The organism is Pseudomonas oryzihabitans (assembly GCF_001518815.1).
GTDB lineage: Bacteria > Pseudomonadota > Gammaproteobacteria > Pseudomonadales > Pseudomonadaceae > Chryseomonas > Chryseomonas oryzihabitans_E.
This window is the reverse complement of record NZ_CP013987.1, coordinates 1,719,438-1,737,233: the sequence shown is the minus strand read 5'-3', so window position 1 is coordinate 1,737,233 and position 17,796 is coordinate 1,719,438. Positions and strand designations below refer to the sequence as shown.

The 17,796-nt window shown below is 66.5% G+C and carries 15 protein-coding genes; 5 read left to right on the top strand and 10 right to left on the bottom strand.

All coding sequences use genetic code 11. The features are described from left to right. Positions 1-47: 47 nt before the first annotated feature. From APT59_RS07835 to lpxO, 4 genes are all read right to left on the bottom strand, one after another. Positions 48-3,122 carry an error-prone DNA polymerase gene (locus tag APT59_RS07835; RefSeq protein WP_059314337.1) on the bottom strand — a complete coding sequence of 1,025 codons (3,075 nt, stop codon included), beginning with the start codon at positions 3,120-3,122 and terminating at the stop codon, positions 48-50. Beyond that, positions 3,119-4,528 (bottom strand): Y-family DNA polymerase, encoded by a 1,410-nt coding sequence (locus APT59_RS07830; RefSeq protein WP_059314336.1) that lies wholly within the window; start codon positions 4,526-4,528, stop codon positions 3,119-3,121. The genes APT59_RS07835 and APT59_RS07830 overlap by 4 nt, the downstream gene beginning before the upstream one ends. A gap of 7 nt (positions 4,529-4,535) precedes the next feature. Next, complete coding sequence (imuA, locus tag APT59_RS07825; protein WP_059314335.1) at positions 4,536-5,150, bottom strand: translesion DNA synthesis-associated protein ImuA; 615 nt, start codon at positions 5,148-5,150, stop codon at positions 4,536-4,538. Between the two features lie 122 nt (positions 5,151-5,272). Continuing rightward, entirely contained in the window at positions 5,273-6,172 is a 900-nt protein-coding gene (gene lpxO, locus APT59_RS07820) for a lipid A hydroxylase LpxO (protein ID WP_059314334.1), read from the bottom strand. A gap of 167 nt (positions 6,173-6,339) precedes the next feature. On the opposite strand from lpxO, the gene APT59_RS07815 reads away from it, so the two are divergent. The 4 genes from APT59_RS07815 to APT59_RS07805 all read left to right on the top strand — a co-directional run bounded on the left by APT59_RS07815 (position 6,340) and on the right by APT59_RS07805 (position 8,674). Further along, positions 6,340-6,825: a DUF4124 domain-containing protein gene (locus APT59_RS07815; RefSeq protein ID WP_059314333.1), complete on the top strand. Its 486-nt coding sequence runs from the start codon at positions 6,340-6,342 to the stop codon at positions 6,823-6,825. A 250-nt stretch (positions 6,826-7,075) separates the two neighbouring features. Further along, a complete protein-coding gene (locus APT59_RS22125; RefSeq protein ID WP_082696301.1) occupies positions 7,076-7,240 on the top strand; it encodes a helix-turn-helix domain-containing protein in 165 nt (54 codons plus the stop codon). A 54-nt stretch (positions 7,241-7,294) separates the two neighbouring features. After that, on the top strand, positions 7,295-7,759 hold the full coding sequence (locus APT59_RS07810; protein WP_059314332.1) for a MarR family winged helix-turn-helix transcriptional regulator: 465 nt from the start codon (positions 7,295-7,297) through the stop codon (positions 7,757-7,759). A gap of 192 nt (positions 7,760-7,951) precedes the next feature. Then, positions 7,952-8,674 (top strand): IclR family transcriptional regulator, encoded by a 723-nt coding sequence (locus APT59_RS07805; protein ID WP_059314331.1) that lies wholly within the window; start codon positions 7,952-7,954, stop codon positions 8,672-8,674. On the opposite strand, the gene APT59_RS07800 is transcribed toward APT59_RS07805, so the two are convergent. The 3 genes from APT59_RS07800 to APT59_RS07790 all read right to left on the bottom strand — a co-directional run bounded on the left by APT59_RS07800 (position 8,655) and on the right by APT59_RS07790 (position 12,021). Then, positions 8,655-9,587 carry an amidohydrolase family protein gene (locus APT59_RS07800; RefSeq protein WP_059314330.1) on the bottom strand — a complete coding sequence of 311 codons (933 nt, stop codon included), beginning with the start codon at positions 9,585-9,587 and terminating at the stop codon, positions 8,655-8,657. The genes APT59_RS07805 and APT59_RS07800 overlap by 20 nt on opposite strands. 51 nt (positions 9,588-9,638) lie before the next feature. After that, on the bottom strand, positions 9,639-10,970 hold the full coding sequence (locus tag APT59_RS07795; RefSeq protein WP_059314329.1) for an MFS transporter: 1,332 nt from the start codon (positions 10,968-10,970) through the stop codon (positions 9,639-9,641). A gap of 73 nt (positions 10,971-11,043) precedes the next feature. Continuing rightward, positions 11,044-12,021, bottom strand: coding sequence for a hydroxyacid dehydrogenase (locus APT59_RS07790; RefSeq protein WP_059314328.1), 978 nt, complete (start codon positions 12,019-12,021; stop codon positions 11,044-11,046). Positions 12,022-12,233: 212 nt separating this feature from the next. Here APT59_RS07790 and APT59_RS07785 point away from each other — a divergent pair, with 212 nt between their 5' ends. Continuing rightward, positions 12,234-12,908, top strand: coding sequence for an RraA family protein (locus APT59_RS07785; RefSeq protein WP_059314327.1), 675 nt, complete (start codon positions 12,234-12,236; stop codon positions 12,906-12,908). A 181-nt stretch (positions 12,909-13,089) separates the two neighbouring features. Here APT59_RS07785 and APT59_RS07780 read toward each other — a convergent pair whose 3' ends face one another. The 3 genes from APT59_RS07780 to APT59_RS07770 all read right to left on the bottom strand — a co-directional run bounded on the left by APT59_RS07780 (position 13,090) and on the right by APT59_RS07770 (position 17,733). After that, on the bottom strand, positions 13,090-14,445 hold the full coding sequence (locus tag APT59_RS07780) for an MFS transporter (protein WP_059314326.1): 1,356 nt from the start codon (positions 14,443-14,445) through the stop codon (positions 13,090-13,092). Between the two features lie 48 nt (positions 14,446-14,493). Continuing rightward, positions 14,494-15,414 (bottom strand): SMP-30/gluconolactonase/LRE family protein, encoded by a 921-nt coding sequence (locus tag APT59_RS07775; RefSeq protein ID WP_059314325.1) that lies wholly within the window; start codon positions 15,412-15,414, stop codon positions 14,494-14,496. A 450-nt stretch (positions 15,415-15,864) separates the two neighbouring features. Then, a complete protein-coding gene (locus APT59_RS07770) occupies positions 15,865-17,733 on the bottom strand; it encodes a feruloyl-CoA synthase (RefSeq protein ID WP_059314324.1) in 1,869 nt (622 codons plus the stop codon). Positions 17,734-17,796: the final 63 nt, after the last annotated feature.

Below are 17,796 nucleotides of genomic sequence, written 5' to 3'. Positions count from 1 at the left end.
AAGACAGTCCTCCGCTTCACCCTCTCCTGCTCTATCCTCTCCTCGCCCTAGTGAAAGTCCCGACTCGACACCATGAGTTCGTCGAGCAGTGGACTCAGGTCGGTCAAGCGACCAGCGATCAGGTGCTGTACCCCCGCGTCGCGCTCCAGATGCCCCTCGACCTGTAGCAGCCGAGCCTGCAACAGCGGTCGTCGCTGCTGCTCGCCCACCGCGCGCCAGACCACCACATTGAGCATGCCGTGCTCGTCTTCCAGGGTCACGAAGATAACCCCGCTGGCCGTGCCGGGTCGCTGCCGTCCGCGCACCAGGCCTGCTACCCGCACCAGGGCACCTGGCTCGATCTCGGCCAGTTGGCGAAAATCCCGGCAACGCCGCGCCTGGAGTTCGCCCCTGAGCAGGGACAGCGGATGCGGACCCAGGGTGGTACCCAGCATGCGATAGTCGGCGTGGACGTCTTCGGCGACACTGGGCGCGGGCAAGACCGGGCGCTCCTCGGCGGCGCTGCCGGTTGCCTCGAACAGCGGCAGCTGGCGCTCCACCCCGGCCATGGCCCAGCGCGCCTGATGGCGATCGCCGGCGAGCTCCGCCAGGGCGCCAGCCTCGGCCAGTTGCCCGCGCGCCCGGGCATCCAGCTCTGCCCGCCGGCAGAGATCCTCGACATCGCGGAAAGGCTGCGTGCCTCGCGCGGCCACCAGACGCCGGCCGACCGCTTCCGCCAGCCCCTGCACCAGTCGCAAGCCCAGACGGATCGCCGGCTGATGGCCCGCGCCCGCCTCCAGCCGGCAGTCCCAGTCGCTGGCCTGCACGGTCACGGCACGCACCTCGATGCCGTGGCGCCGGGCGTCCTGAAGGACCTGGTCGGGGCTGTAGAACCCCATGGGCCAGCTGTTGACCAGGGCACAGGCGAAGGCGGCCGGCTCGTGGCACTTGAGCCAGGAGCTGGCATAGGTCAGCAGGGCGAAGCTGGCGGCATGGGATTCGGGAAAACCGTAGCTGCCAAAGCCCTTGATCTGCTCGAAGAGGCGCGCGGCGAATGCCGGGCTATAGCCGCGCTCGACCATGCGCCTGTGCAGCCGCTCGCGGTGGGGTTCGAGGCCACCATGGCGCTTCCAGGCGGCCATGGAACGCCGCAGCTGATCGGCCTCGCCTGGGGTATATTCGGCGGCGACCATGGCGATCTGCATCACCTGCTCCTGGAACAGCGGCACCCCCAGGGTACGTTCCAGAGCCGGGCGTAGCTCGTCATGGGGATAGTCCGCCTCTTCCTCCCCATTCCGGCGGCGCAGGTAGGGATGCACCATGTCGCCCTGGATGGGGCCGGGCCGCACAATGGCCACCTCGATCACCAGGTCGTAGAGGGTCTGAGGCCTGAGGCGCGGCAGCATGGCCATCTGGGCACGGGATTCGATCTGGAACACCCCCACCGTATCGGCACGGGAGATCATGGCGTAGGTAGGCCCATCCTCCTGGGGCAGGCTGGCCAGGGTCCAGCGCTGGTCGCGCCAGTCGGCGACCAGGTCAAAGCAGCGGCGCAGGGCGCTGAGCATGCCCAGGGCGAGGATGTCGACCTTGAGCAGGCCCACGGCATCGAGGTCGTCCTTGTCCCACTGGATCAGGGTGCGCTCGGGCATGGCGGCATTCTCGACCGGCACCAGCGTCGCCAGGGGAGCCTCGGAGATGACGAAGCCGCCGGGATGCTGGGAGAGATGCCGGGGAAACCCGATCAGTTGACCAGCGAGAATGAGCACTCGCTGCAGCAGCGGGCTGTCCGGGTCGAAACCCGCTTCGCGCAGGCGCTGCGGGCCCGGGATCTCGTCGGTCCAGCGCCCGGCGCAGCCGGACAGGGCATCGAGCTGGTCACCCGGCAGGCCCAGGGCCTTGCCGACATCGCGCAGGGCGCCGGCGGCGTGATAGGTACTGACCACTGCGGTGAGCGCGGCTCGCTCGCGACCATAGCGGCGAAAGACGTACTGGATGACCTCTTCGCGTCGCTCGTGCTCGAAGTCGACGTCGATGTCGGGCGGCTCGTCGCGCTCGCGGGAGATGAAGCGCTCGAACAGCAGATGGCCGGTGAGCGGATTCAGCTCGGTGATCCCCAGCACGTAGCAGACCACCGAGTTGGCCGCCGAACCACGGCCCTGGCAAAGGATGTGCTGGCGGCGGGCGTAGTCGACGATGTCGTGCACGGTAAGAAAGTAGTTCTCGTAGCCCTTCTCGGCGATCAGCGCCAGCTCCACCGCTACCTGCTGGGTGACCCTGTCTGGCGATCCTTCCGGCCAGCGCCAGGCCAGGCCGCGACGGGTCAGTTCGGCGAGCCAGGAATGGGCCGTTTCGCCAGCGGGTACCACCTCGTGGGGATAGTGGTAGCGCAACTCATTCAGGTCGAAGCGGCAGCGGGTGGCGATCTTCAAGGTTTCGCCGCGCAGGGCTTCAGGATAGAGCCCCTCCAACACCGCCAGCGGCCGCAGATGGCGCTCGCCATTGGGGTGCAACCGGTAACCGGCCTGGGCCACCGGCAGATGATGGCGGATGGCGGTGAGCACATCCTGCAGAGCGCGTCGCCCCCGGGTGTGCATGTGCACGTCACCGCAGGCCACCCCAGGCAGATCCAGCTGCGTACCCAGCGCCTGCAGCTGGGCGAGCCGGGCGGCATCGTCGGCCTGGCGCAGCAACTCGACGCCTATCCACAGCCGCTTGGCGAAGACCTGCTTGAGCCAGGCGCCCTCCTCGACCAGGGGCTCGCTGCCCGGCAACCAGATGGCCAGCAGGCCGGGCAAGGATTGCTGCAGATCCGCGCGACCTAGCTGGTAGCGCCCCTTGGGGGCACGGCGGCGCGCCCGGGTGATCAGGGCGCAGAGACTTGCATAGCCCTGGAGATCCTCCACCAGCAGGACCAGGCGCAGGCCGTCGTCCAGGGTCATCTCGCTGCCGACGACGAGGGGCAGCCCGACCTGGCGCGCCGCCTGCCAGGCACGGACGATGCCGCTCAGGGTGCATTCGTCGGTGATGGCCAGCGCCCCGTAGCCCAGCGCCTTGGCCCGCTCGAACAATTCGAAAGCACTGGAGGCACCGCGCTGGAAACTGAAATTCGACAGGCAGTGCAACTCGGCATAGCCGCTCATGCGAACCAGCCCTGGATCCACCAGGGCGCCTCTTCGCCATAGCGGCGGAAGGCCCAGGCCTGGCGTCCGTCGGCCACCTCGATGCGGTAGTAGTCACGGCGCTGGTCGCCGTCGTCCCACCAGCCACTTTCGATGCGTTCGGGACCGGCCAGGACCCGTCTTGGCTGACCGTCGAGAGGGCGCGGTTCGTGCAGCAGCCAGCCCGGACGCAGGCCAGGCAAGGCGGTTTCCGGGCGCCGTTCGTGACGCCAGACCAGGGCCCGCTCGGGGCGGTGATCCGCCTGAATGCCAAGGCCGAGCACCGCCTCCTCGCCCAGCCGCGCGCGCAGGCGCTCGCGCAGTACCTCCCACCCCACGGCCTGGTCCGGTCGCTCGTCGAACAGCCCGTGGCGCTCGGGTACGAAAAGCGGCAACTCCTCGCTTTCCAGACGCAGCGCCAGGACCGGCGCCACCACCTGCAGTTGTTCGAGACGGCCACGGGCGAATTCGAACAGCAGGGCGGCATCCCGCTCGGGCGCCAGCAGGCCGATGGCGAGCATGCTGGCCGGGCCCTGGCGATGCTCCAGCCACAGGAGGAAACGCTGCACGCCGCGGTCGCGACTGGCCAGCCAGGCGGCCAGGTCGGCGGTGAGGCGGCGCAGCGGGAACAGCAGCGCCTGGTGGGACTCCACCTCGAAGTTGAGTTCCACCCGCGCCACGAAGCGATCGGGCGGCCGATAGAACTCCAGCGCCAGGCTGCGACTGCCGCACAGCAGATCCAGCTGCTGCAGGAGCTCGGGCGCGAAACGCCGGGCCAGGGCAGCCCTGGGCAAAGCCTTGAGCTGCTCCAGGCGGCGGATGCCCATGCGTACCAGTGCCTGGGCCTGCTGGGGGGCGAAACCGGCCCGCTCCACGGGCAGGCGGTCGAGCAGGTGCGGCAGATCTTCGGGGGACGCGACCAGACCATCGGCGACATTGGTCAGCATCCGCGCCGCCACCGGGTTGGGCGCCAGGGCCAGTCGATGACGAAAGCCCAGGGCCTCGAGTTCCTGCCGTAGGCGCCGCTCAAGACGCGGCCAGGGTCCCAGCAGCGGTAGGCTGGACTGCACCTCCAGCAACAGCGCCCGGGGATAGTGGCGGCTGACCTGGGAGCTGAAGCCATAACCCCAGGCCGCCAGCAACGCTTCGGCCGTCTCGATGAGCGCCGGATCGTGCTCCTGCTGCTCGAAGTCGCGGGTCAGTGCCTGGGCAGCGGCCAGGGTCAGGCCGGGACGCAGCCCCAGGGCTCGCGCAGCCGGATTGACGGCTTGCAGCAGGCGTCGGTGTGGCGGTCCGGCCAGCAGCACCAGCGGCTGCTCCGGCTGCGGATGGCGGCGCAGCACGGCATCCAGTGCCAGCTGCGGAAAGAGGATGCAGGCCCAGCGCATGGCCTGCTCAAGCGCCGCCGGCCAGGCTGAGAGAACCGGGCTGACCACCCCGGCATTTGCGGATGTGGACCCGTTCGAGAGGCGCCTTGAGTTCCAGGCGCAAGGCCGCTGGCGAGGGATTGTTCAGGGCGGCGGCCGGGCGCAGGGCAAAGGCCAGGGTACGACCGCTCTCGGCGGCGACCTGCAACCGGCGCAACTGGCGATCATCGGCCCGCTCGGGCCAGCAGAGCACCGCGCCGAAGCATCCCGAACGCAGGCACTGTTCGGCGGCCCAGAGCACCTCGGCGCCCTGGGCGCGGATCACCACCAAGGATTCCAGCACCACGCCGGCCGCCTGCCAGGCCAAGGGATAGGGCAACAGTGGCGGGCCGATCAGGGCGATGCGTTCGGCGGCCTGGCTCAGACGGGCCAGGGTCGGCCAGAGCAGGCGCAACTCACCGTGGCCAGGCCCGGCGAGCAGCAATTCGGTAAGGGCCGCTTCGGGCCACCCTGCCCCGGGCAGATGGGCATCGAGGGCCACGACGCCGGTGGGCTGCCGGCTACGCCGGGCCTCGGGACTGGTCTGCCCCTTCCAGAGCCGCCGCTCCTCGAACAGCCGGGCCAGGCTGGCGCCGCCGCTCATGCCGCCAGACCTGCAGGGGTGTTGTCCATGGCTATCGCCTCTATATGTATATTTATACAGTATTAGAGGCGATTCGCGTCGGGGTCAAGTCGAACCGCTGTCTTGGCTGACGAAGGCGACCGTCAGATCCAGATGACCACGCCGATCAGCGCCGCCAACAGCAGCCACTGTTCGAGGTAGTAGCGGAAGCGGTTGCGCTTTTTCAGCGCCTTGCCGCGCTGGCGGATGCGATAGAGATGCCGGAAGGCGCGGTTGAGGCCGCCGGTTCTGTCGCTGGCGTCATTGGGCGAGGCCGCGGAGGCCAGCAGGGTGCCGCTGACCCAACGGTTGAAGGCGCCGGCCCAGCGATAGCGCAGGGGCCGCTCGATGTCGCAGAACAGGATGATGCGATCCTGCTCGGTGGTGTTCTCGGCGTAGTGGATGAAGGTTTCGTCGAACACCACCGCCTGGCCATCGCGCCAGTGATAGCGCTGGCCGTCCACCTCGATGAAGCAGCGCGGATCGTTGGGCGTGTTCAAGCCCAGGTGATAGCGCAGGGAGCCACCGTAGGGATCCCGATGGCGCACCAGCCGCGAACCGGGCGGCAGCTCGGCGAACATGGCGGCCTTGACCGTGCCGATGCCCCGCAGCAGTTCGGTGGTCTGCGGGCACAGCTGCATGGCGGAAGGATGGCTGTCGCCGTACCACTTCAGATAGAAGCGCTTCCAGCCGCTCTTGAAGAAGGAGTTGAAGCCGGCATCGTTGTGCTCGGCGGCTTTCTTGATCTGGCCGGCGCGCAGCAGGTCCAGGGCCTCGTCGCGGATAAGCTGCCAGTTGTCCTGCAGCACCTGGAGTTCGGGAAAGCGCTCCACCGGGTGATAGGGCTGGTTGGGTACCCGCGACGTCAGGAACATGAAGGTGTTAAGCGGTGCCAGCACCGTCGAATGATCACTGAGCTGACGGAGGAAGCGATGGCGCACCCGACCGCGGAAGTGCACATACAAAACGCAGAGAAAAAAACCGCCGATAACGAACCACTTCACGCGTCGCTGTCCTGGAAAGAATGTTTCAGGATGTTATACGTTCACAGCAGACCAGGCCTAGCCTTTAAGGTCTGACGATTAGCCGCAGGCTTATTCTCGATACTGGGAGCCGTCGCGGTCATCTTGTATCCTGCAGGTGACACTTCGAGTGCCCGGAGGGCCTCATCATGCGTTCGCTGCTCTATGGCCTGCTGTTCGCCAGTGGCGTCGTGGCCGCTCAGGATGTCTACAAATGCGTGGACGCCCAGGGGCGGACGACCTATACCCAGGGCGCTTGCCCGACCAATAGTCAGATCACCACCATTCCGCTGCAGAATCTGCCCGACAGCAACGGCTTCACCCCTCCGCCCAAACCCGCCACGCCTCCGCCGGCCGTCGCGCCGCGCGAAGTCACCGTTGTACCGGCACCGGCCAGCAGCCATCAGCGCCCGGTCGATGACATCACCGTGGTTGGTGGCTCGTCCTCTTCCTCCAGCTTTCGGCAGGAAACCCAGGTACGCGGATCAGGCATCCTCTATCAGCCGGTACCGGTCTACATCGACCGCCGTCCGCGTGACGAAAGCTGGCATATGGTGCCCCATCCTCAGGCCCAGCAGCCCCAGCCGCCGGCGCCTCCGCCGCCGCCGAACCGGGGCATCCCGATCGATCGCTAGCGCTAGCGCTTGTGCAGGAAGTTGACGACGAACTTGCGCCCTTCGGTGCGGTTCTGGCCTGTTCGAATTGATTGTTGTCGGCGACTACATTTTCCCCGGTGATGTACGCGAACTGCAGAACCCATGGAGCACGGGTGAGCGTTAGCGCCCCTAACGAATTTAACGACCTCCCCCTGCTTCACGGTGAGCCGCTACCGACCGATCTCGTGGAAGCGTTGCCAGAGCGTCACTTTGGCTAGAGCGCCTCGGCGTGGATGACGAACGCTCGTTGCATCTGGGTCAGCTCGAAGCCGAGCTGCTGGACGAAGCCCTGGTGCGCAGCCGCGGCAATGTGGCCGCTGCCGCGCGGCTGCTTGGCCTGAGCCGCGCCCAGTTCGCCTATCGCCATCGACGCGCGAGACGGGATCTGGACTAGAATGACCCCTCGATACCCTCCTCTCGCCATCTCCGACGGAAGCCCTTCCCGCCGATGAGTTCCCTCGACGACACCATGACCCTGGACCCTGCCGCCACCCCCTGGCTGGACACCGCCGTAGGCTATGCCCTGCGCCGCGCCCAGATGAAGATGTTCCAGCACCTGGTGGACAGCCTGGCGAGCTACGACCTGCGCCCTGCCCAGTTCACCGCCCTGGTGATCCTCGAACAGGAGCCGGGCCTGATGCAGGCCGACCTGGCCCGGCGCCTGGCCATCGAGCCGCCGCAACTGGTCCTGCTGCTGAACAAGCTGGAACGCCAGGGCCTGGCCGCCCGGGTGCGCGATACTCAGGACCGCCGCGCCTACGCCCTGCACCTTACCGACCAGGGTCGCGCCTTGGTCGGTGAACTCAAGGACCGCGCCGCCGCCAGCGACCGCGCCGCCACCGCCCAGTTGGACGACGCCGAACGGGCCGAGCTGTTGCGCCTGCTGCGCAAGCTCAATGGGGAGTTGGGCTGAAGGGCTGACGGTTGATAGCGGTGTTCCGTGCTGGGCTTCGCTGCGCACAACCGCAACCTACGAAAGCCAACCTACGCTCGAATACACCCTCTCCCTCAGGGAGAGGGCTGGGGTGAGGGCCAAGCAAACCCTAGGCGCTTGTGGCTCGCTCGCGGATAATGCGGCTTCCCGCCCGCTCAGGAGACATCCAGGTTGAACACCCCTCGTCCACGCCCGGAGGTTGCTGGCGTCGCCTCCGCCGACCGCGTCCTGACCGTGCTCACCGCCTTTCGTATCGGCGATTCGGCCCTGAGCCTGGCCGAGCTCACCACCCGCACCGGGCTGATCAAGAGCACCATCATGCGCCTGCTGGTCTCGCTGGAGACCTTTGGCCTGGTCACGCGCCTCGCCGATGGCCGCTACATGCTGGCCAGCGAAGTGGTGAGGCTGAATGCCATCTACCAGGACGCCCACGACGTGGAGCGCCACATCATGCCGCGCCTGCACCAGCTGACCGAAGAGAGTGGCGAGACCGCTTCCTTCTATGTGCGCCACGGCGCCTATCGACTCTGCCAGTACCGGGTGAATTCGCCACATCGCCTGCGCCTGCACCTGCAGCCCGGCGACATGCGCCCCATGGACGAAGCGGCCAGCGCCCAGGCCCTGCAGACCTCCCATGAGGTCGCCAAGGCCGGTCTGACGCCCTACTACTCCTGTGGTGTCACCGATCCCCATGCCGCGTCCCTGGCGCTGCCGATCTATGGCGCCCAGGAGGAACTGCTCGGCGCCCTGGTCATCTCCGGCCCGGCCAATCGCCTCACCCAGGAACGCGCTCGCGCCTTGCATGGGGTACTGGGTGCCACCGCCGACGAACTGACCCGCAGCCTGGGCGGCAAGCCGCTGTACGGCTCAACGGTCAAAAACCGTACAGACTGACCGGGTTGTCACGCAGGATGGCGGTACGCGTCTGGTCATCGGGGGCCCACTCGGCCAGCAGGTCGAAGATGTGTCCGTCGTCCGGTTTGTTGTCAGCCGGCATCGTGGGGTGAGGCCAGTCGCTGCCCCACAGCAGCTGCTCGGGATGGCGCCGCACCAGCTCCCGCGCCACGGCGCCGACGTCAGCATAGTCCGGCGGACCACTGCGCGATCTGATGTAGGGCCCCGACAGCTTCACCCAGGTACGGCCGCCGTCCAACAGCCGACCCAGCACGGCGAAGGCCGCCGAGTTCACCCCTTCCGGCTGGGGCACATGACCCAGGTGATCGATCACCAGTCGCGCCGGCAGGCGTTGCAGGCGGCTTTCGAGTTCCACCAGCTGGTTGCCAGGAGCGACCACCTGGACGTTCCAGCCCCATTCGTTCACCCGTGCGGCCAGGGGCTCAAGATCCGCCAGATCGGCGCCGCCATAGCTGAGATTGAAGCGGATACCGCGCACCCCGGCCTGATGCAACTTCTGCAGTTCGGCATCCGTGATGGTCCGGTCGATGACCGCCACACCCCGGGCCTGCCCTCCGCAGCGCGCCAGGCCATCGAGCAGGCAACCATTGTTGGTGCCATAGGTGGACGGCGTGACGATCACCAGGCGTTGCAGCCCCAGCAGCGCCTGCAACTGGCGGTAGTCGTCCAGAGAGGCATTGGGCGGTAACAGCTTGGCGCCGGGCGCGGCCGCGTAGCGGTCGTCGTAGAGGTGCATGTGGCAGTCGACACTGCCAGCCGGAGCCTTGAGCGTTGGTGCTGTCTGGATACCGGAAAAGGGCGTGGCGGCCTGGGCGCCGAGAGTATTGAACAGGCACAGGGCGGCACTTGCCTGGGCGCTCGCATGCAGGAAGCGCCGACGCGTGAAGGTCATGCTGGAGTCCTCGTGAGGCTGCCGGCCCGAGCGGGCCGGCAGCGGTCGCCACTAGCTGGCGTTAGCGGTTGCGGCCTGAGCTTCGGCCTTGGCGCGGGCGGCCTTGCGGCCCATGACCAGCACCAGCAGGCCGCTGATGGCGCACAGGGTGGCCAGCGGCAGCACGGCCAGGGCATGGCTGTGAGTGGCGCCGTGGATGGCACCATAGACGTTGACCATCACGCCGCCGCCGATCAGGTTGGCCAGGGCGCCGATGGCGGCCAGACCCGCCGCGGCGGTGGAAGATGACAACCAGCCCGAGGCGAGTGCCCAGAACGGCCCCTTCATCGAGTAGGCACCGATCAGCACCACGCTCAACAGGATCACCGTGGCCGCCAGGGACGAGGTGAACATGCCCAGCAGGAGGCCCACGGCGATCAGCAGCATGGTGAGCGAGGTGTGCCAGCGACGTTCGCCGGTCCGATCCGAGCTGCGGCCCCAGAGGACCATCGCCACGGAGGCCAGGCCATAGGGAATGGCATTGGTGAGGCCGACCTCCAGATTGGACAGGCCAAAGGACTTGAGCAATTGCGGCGCCCAGACGCTCATGGTGCTGCCGGCCGCCGAGGCGCCCGAGTAGATCAGCGCCATTACCCAGATGTCCTTGTGCTTGAGCAGCTGCCACAGGGATATATGACCGATGCTGGTCTTGCGCCCGCGCTCCTCGGCCAGCTTGAGCGTCAGCCAGTTGCGCTGCTCATCGCTCAGCCACCTGGCCTGCTCCGGGCGATCGGTCAGCATGAACAGGCAGGCGATACCCAGCAGCACGGCGGGGATACCTTCGAGGATGAACAGCCAGTGCCAGCCGCGCATGCCCAGCCAGCCGTCCAGGCTCAGCAGCAGTCCGGAAAGCGGTGAGCCGAGGAAGTTGGCGCCTGGTATCGCCACCATGAAGATAGCGACCATCCGCGCTCTATAGTTGGAGGGTAGCCAGTAGGTGAGATACAGGAGCACCCCGGGAAAGAAGCCCGCTTCCGCGGCGCCGAGCAGGAAGCGCATCACGTACAGCGAGTTGGCCCCCTGCACGAAGGCGGTACCGGCCGAAATCAGGCCCCAGGTGATCATGATCCGGGCGATCCAGATCCGCGCGCCGAAGCGCTGCAGGGCCAGGTTGCTCGGCACCTCTACCAGGAAGTAGGAAAAGAAGAACAGGCTGCTGGCGAAGCCGAAGATCGCCGGGGTCAGGCCCAGGTCCTTGTTCATCTGCAGCGAGGCCATGCCGATGTTGCCGCGATCGATGATGGCGATCAGGTAACAGACGATCAGGAACGGCAGGATGCGCCAGGCGACGCGACGCATCGTCGTGCGTTCCAGCTCGCTGATCGGGGGCGTTGAGGTAGTCATGAGAGCTCTCCGTCTTATTGTTGTGGAGAAAGACGCGGCAGCCGGGCTGCAGGCTACCGCGTCGCAGCCGGGTCTAGGCGGCCGTCAGGTGGCGGTTGACCACCGCGCGTGACTCCACCGTCTTGCCGTGCCAGCAATCGAGAATCTGCTGCACCGCCACCAGGCCGACGCGGTCGCGCGCCTCGGTGGTGTTGGCGCCGACGTGGGGCGTGGCCACCAGATTGGCGAGTCCCCACAGGTCGCTGTCCGCCGGCGGCGGTTCGGGATGGAAGGTGTCCAGGCCGGCGCCACCGATCTGACCTTCGCGCAGCGCCGTCACCAGGGCCTGGGTATCGATCAGCTCGCCACGGGCGGTGTTGATCAGCAGGCTGCCCGGACGCATGCGGGCGAACTGAGCGGCGCTGAACAGGTGGCGGTTGGCTTCGGTCAGGGGGCAATGCAGGCTGATGACGTCGCACTCGGCCAACAGGTTGTCGAAGCTCTCTTCACGCTGCACATGATCGCGCGCGGGCAGGTTCTTGAGATAGGGATCATAAACGCGGACCTGCATCCGCAGCGGTGCCACCAGGTCCATCAGCACGCTGCCGATGGCACCCAGTCCCACCAGGCCCAGGGTCTTGCCGAAGAGCTCAGTGCCGTTGGCCTGGGCCTTGTCCCAGTGCCCGGCGCGCATCCGCGCATCCAGCCAGGCGGTCTGTCGCGCCACGCTGAACATCAGGGCGAAGGCGTGTTCGGCCACCGACTGGGCATTGGCGCCCAGGGCGATGGTGACCGGAATCCCCCGGTCGGCCGCGGCCTGCAGGTCGATGGTGTCGTAGCCCACGCCGTGCTTGGCGATGATCGCCAGCCTGGCCGACGCCTCGATCAGGGCGCGGGTCAGCTTGCCCTGGCGCACGATGATGGCGTCCGGCTGCTCCTGGCGGATCAGGACGAGCAGGTCGTCATGGGGCATGTAGGGCTCGGTCGGGATGACCTGAACGTCGTGGGCGGCGGCCAGGGCCATGGCTTCGGGAGCCAATGCCGGACCGGTGAGCAGGATCTTGCGGGTCATCGAGGTACCCCTTGTTGTTATGGACGGGCACAGCGCCTAGGGCGAGTGATCTGATTCAGAACCTATCATAATGAAACGCCATTGCAAATTTTATTGAAGTGCTCGCTAAATCGGTCGACTAAGGGACTTGAATCCACTAAAACGAAATGCAATTCTGAATTTAGCCAGCTAACACGTGGCGGCATCCGACAATCCCTACAAGAGAAACGCCCATGACCATCGGCTTCAGAGTGCTCAATGCCCAACGCAAGATCGCAGCCGACTGGGTCGCGCGTTACCGCGACATCCCGGTCGCCAACGTCAGCGACTCCATGCACCGCATGACCGCCGGCGGCTCGCGGCTGCGCCCCATGCATCGCCAGGGCGTGTTGGCCGGCCCGGCGCTGACCGTGAAGGCGCGCCCGGGCGACAACCTCATGCTGCATTACGCCCTGGACATCGCCGAACCGGGTGACGTCATCGTGGTGGATGCCGGCGGCGATCTGAGCAACGCCCTGATCGGCGAGATGATGGTGGCCTACGCGATCAAGCGCGGCGTGGCCGGCATCGTCATCAACGGCGCCATCCGCGATGCCGCCAACATCGGCGCCGGTGACTTCCCGCTGTTCGCCGCCGGCGTCTCCCACCGCGGTCCGTACAAGGACGGCCCCGGCGAGATCAACGTGCCCATCGCCATCGACGGCATGGTCATCGAGCCGGGCGACCTGGTGATCGGCGATGACGACGGCCTGCTCTGCGTGCCCTATGACCACGTCGCCGAGGTCTATGACCGCGCCGCCGCCAAGCACGCCGCCGAAGAAAAGCAGATGCAGCAGATCGCCGAAGGCAAGAACGACCGCAGCTGGGTACTGGCGGCGCTCAAGGAAAAGGGCTGTGCCCTGCCCTAGCCCGCGCTCAGACATGAAAAAGGCAGCCAAGGGCTGCCTTTTTCATGTCTGCATCTTCCTCCAGGCTGTTCTATAACCGCACCTCACCTAAAGGATGCCTGGTGGTGCCACATCTCTCACAGCCATCAGGCCTTGGCCAAGAAAGGAAGGCGCCGCGTGGGCGCCTTCCCTGCCGCCCCCTTCAGGTCCGACCAGCGCCCTGCAATGCAGCCTCGCCCACTGGCCGTACCGGCGCCCGCCGACTCGGATCACCCAGCCAGAGCATCAGAGCGACGCCCAGCGCCAGCACCGAGGCCACCACATAGAAGGGCCCGGAGAAACTCTGGGTGGCATCCTTCACCAGGCCGATGGCGAAGGGCCCGACGAAGCCGCCCAGGTTGCCGATGGAGACGATCAGCGCCAGCCCGCCCGCCGCCGCCCTGCCGGTCAGGAAGGTGGAGGGAATGGCCCAGAAGGTCGCCTGGAAGGACAGTATGCTGGCTACCGTCACGCTGATACAGGTCATGCGCAGCAGCGGATCCGCCGAGAGTGCGGCGCCCACCAGACCAAGGGCGGCCAGCGCCAGGGCGCCCGCCACATAGGGCAGACGCTGGGCACTTCGGCTGGCCTGGCGTGCCCAGAGCGTCATGGCGACGGCACCGAGCACATAGGGAATAGTGGCCACCAATCCCACGGTGGTGTTCTGCATGCCCAGGCTCTTGATGATCTGCGGCATCCAGATGCCGATGCCAACGGAGCCCACGATGCCGCAGAAATTGATGGCGGCCAGCACGAACACCTTGGAATTGGTGAAGGCGTGGCGCAGCGTGGAACCATGGGTCGAGCCGATCTCGCGCTGCTCGCGTGCCAGGCGCTCGGTCAGCCAGGTGCGCTCGCGGGTCGACAACCAGCGCGCCTTGGCCGGCGTATCTACCAGCACGAAGAGACAGAGGATGCCCAGCAGCACCGCCGGCAGGGCTTCCGCCACCAGCAGGAACTGCCAGTTCCTCAGCCCCATGAAGTCGTGCACGTCCAGCAGCAGCCCCGACAGCGGTGAGCCGATGATGTTGGCGGTGGGAATCCCCAGCAGGAAGGCGGCAGTAGCCTTGGCGCGCCATTTACCCGGAAACCAGTAGGTGAAATAGAGATAGACCCCCGGGGTGAAGCCAGCCTCGGCTATCCCCAGCAGGAAGCGCAGGATGCTGAAGCTGACCGGGCCGGTGGCGAAGGCCGTGGCCATGGAGATCAGTCCCCAGCTGATCATGATCCGCGCGATCCACACCCGCGCACCGAAGCGCTGCAACAACAGGTTGCTCGGCACCTCGAAGAGGAAATAGCCGAAGAAGAACAGACCCGCTGCCCAGCCGAACATCGTCGCTGTAAGCCCCAGGTCCTGATTCATGCTCAGGGCGGCGAATCCCACGTTGGTGCGATCCAGGTAGCTGACCACGTAGCAGGCGAAGATGAACGGCAGGATGCGCCACAGGGCGCGTCGCAGAAGCTGCTCGCCCTCGGCATCGGTCAGCGGCGCCTGGGCGCCAGTACTCGTCTGGTTCATGGATGACCTCTCTTGTAATTGTTGTCTGGGCAAGCGCGGCCGCGCCGGTCAGAGATGGGAGTACAGGGGGAGTCCGCGCACCGGAGTCTCGACGCGCAGGATGCTGCCGGTCTCGGATTCGGTGATGAACAGGCTGCGACCTTCGGGACCGCCGAAGGCCAGGTTGGTGTTGCTGATGCCGGCGCAGGAGCGCAGGCGCGCCAGGGGTTCGGCCACCGGAGAGAGTTGCCACACCGAGCCGAAGCCGGTGTGGGCGATATAGAGATTGCTCTCCTCGTCCAGCGCCAGACCGTCGGGGCCACCCAGGCCGCCATGCAGCTGGGCGAAGACACCGACCTTGCCGATCAGCGGACCGTTGCCCAGCGGAATGCGCCAGACCTGCTGGGCCCGGGTGACTGCTATCAGCAGATGGTTGAGGCGTGGATCGAAGACGATGCCGTTGGGACTGGGCACCGTGGCCAGCAGGCAGCTGAGCTGGCCATCGGCGCCCAGGCGATAGACGCGCCCACTGGGATCCTGCAGACCGGTCTGCCCCTGGTCGGTGAAGTAGAGATCACCGCTCGGCGAGAACACCAGGTCGTTGACGCCCTTGAAGCCTTCCGAGCCGGCGCTGCCCAGCACCGTCTCCACTTCGCCACGCCGTGGATCGAGTTGCAGGATGCCGCGCTTGTAGTCGGCGATGAAGATTCGCCCGTCGCAGTGGATCTTCAGCCCATTGGGCCAGCCGTCGTATTCGCAGACCAGCTCCCACTCGCCCTTGGGGTCGATGCGAAAGATGCGCCCATAGGGGATATCGGTCACATAGAGATTGCCCTGTCGATCGAAGGAGGGCCCTTCCAGAAAGGAATCGATGGCCCTGCCCTGGCGATTGGCATCGGCCCAGGCCGTGCGCCGCGGCTGGCGATAGCGCTCGGGCAGGCGGGTGAAGACGGAGGTTTCCAGCGTCGGAGGCGCAGCGAAGAAGCTCATGCACAGAGACCTTTGGAAGGCGAATTACGCCGGCTAGCGGAGGGGTTTTACCCTTGTATTTATGAAACGATATTTCAAAATAAAGTATGAATAGCCAAATGCAAGCAGTAAAAATCCAAAATCTCAGCCAAGAATGGATTAAGTAATCTAAAAATCAGAATGAGAGACAGGAATCGCCGTATTGAACAACCACCCCCCAGATCCGATGCGCGGATGAGATGACGAAGCCCAGGTGAACGGCGGACCAGACGGAAGCGGCAGATACGGCGGGCCTCGCTGTTGGCGCCAGCCCAATTCGCAGAAGGTAGAAATGAAAACGCCTGACACCACTCAGGGTGTCAGACGTTTCTCAAACAGGAACCGCATGGGTCGAGATATCCTTTCGGCCAAGACCGCGAGGACAGGAACAGCCGGCATTGCACCGTGTCGCCTGATCCTCTGGATTGCACCTCAGGCCCGGATAAACAGCGGCGCCGTTCCGCGATAGCAGGCCTCCAACCGTTCCGCACGATGGGTCAGGACGCTGCGCTGGTTGAGCGAACCCTTGTCGGTGATCTCGCCACGGTCGGCGGACGGCGGCTCCTCCTGCAGGGCGATCCATTCCAGGCGGCTGGCGTTGCCCGAGGCCTCGCGATTGAGGCGCTTGAGCCAGGTGGCGAACCAGTCCCGTACCGGCGCGCTGGCCAGCACCGTGGCGGCATCGGCGGTCTCGTCCAGCCCGGCCAGTTGCCGGCAGTCCGCCAGGCGTGGAAAGACCAGCAGGCCGAGGCACTCGCGATCCGGCGCCGCCACCACCACGTCCTGCACCAGCGGCGTGCCCTCCAGTACCGCGCGGTTGCGCAAGGGACCGACGCTGACGAACACCCCGGAGGACAGCTTGAAGTCCTCGGCGATGCGGCCATCGAACATCAGGCCCAGTTGCGGATTGGCGGGATCGGCGAGCTTGAGGGCATCGCCCGAGCAGTAGAACCCTTCTTCGTCGAAGCAGGCGGCGGTCTGGGTGGCATCGCGCCAGTAGCCGGGCATGATGTGCGGCCCGCGGAAACGCCCTTCCAGCTTGCCGTCCACCGGCACCAGCTTGAGTTCGCACCCCGGCGCCGGCACCCCGACGTAGCCGGCCACCGACAGCGGGCCGGTGGTGAAGGTGCAACTGGGCGAGGCCTCGGTCATGCCCAGGCCGGCCATCATGCGGATGCGCTCACCGCAGTGGGCCTCGGCGATGCGATCCAGGCGATCCCAGACACTTTGCGACAGCCCCGCCGCGGCAAAGAAGAACAGCCGCATGCGGGCAAAGAAGCGCTCGCGCAACTCGGCATCGCGCTCCAGGGCATTGGCCAGCTCTTCCCAGCCGCGTGGCACCGTGAGATAGGCGGTGGGTGACATTTCGCGCAGATTGCGCAGGGTTTCGCCGAAGCCCTGGGGTGTCGGCTTGCCTTCGTCGAGATAGAAGGTGCCGCCGTTGTAGAGCACGATACCCAGGTTGTGACTGCCACCGAAGGTGTGGTTCCAGGGCAGCCAGTCCACCAGCACCGGCGGCTCCTCGCCAAACACCGGAAAGGTCTGCAACAGCATCTGCTGGTTGGCGCAGAGCATGCGCTGGGTGGTGGTCACCGCCTTGGGCAGCTTGGTGGAGCCGGAAGTGAAAAGGAACTTGGCGATGCTGTCCGGGCCGGTCGCGGCGAAGGCGCGCTCGGCCGCGGCCAATTCACCGCGAGCGAGCAGCGCCGCGAAGGCCAGGGTGATACGGCCCTGTACCTGACCGCGAACCGCGATCACCGGTACGTCGGCCGGCAGCACGGCGTCCAGCGCCTTCTGGAAGGCCGGGCCATCGCTGACGAACACCAGTCCCGGCTGCAGCAGGCCGCAGACATGGCGCAGCTTGGCGTGATCCTGGGACAGCAGTGCATAGCCGGGCGACACCGGGCAGAAGGGAATGCCGGCGTAGAGTGCCGCCATGGCCAATTGCAGGTGTTCGGGATCGTTGCCGGAGAGGATCGCCAGCGGGCGCTCGGCGGAGAGGCCGAACTCCAGCAGCGCGGCGGCCAGCTGGCGCACCCGTTGCAACATCTCGGCATAGGAGAATTCGCGCCAGGCACCGCCCGTGTCCCGGGCAGCGAAGAAGGTGCGGTTCGGTGCCACCTCGGCCCAGTGCAGCAGCCGATCCAACAGTCGCGGCGGCGGTGGCGTCAGGGCTTCCTGGGAGGCCATGTAGAGCAGTCCACCCCGCTCTTCCACGGTGACGCCGGGTTGTCCCAGGGTCACCGGGCGATAGCGCAGCGGCTGATCGGCGGGCGCGCGGGTGTGCGTGACGTGACTCACCTTGAATTCTCCTCTGGGCTGGCGCCCGAAGGCGCCTCTTATTGTTGTCGCGACAGGAGCGAG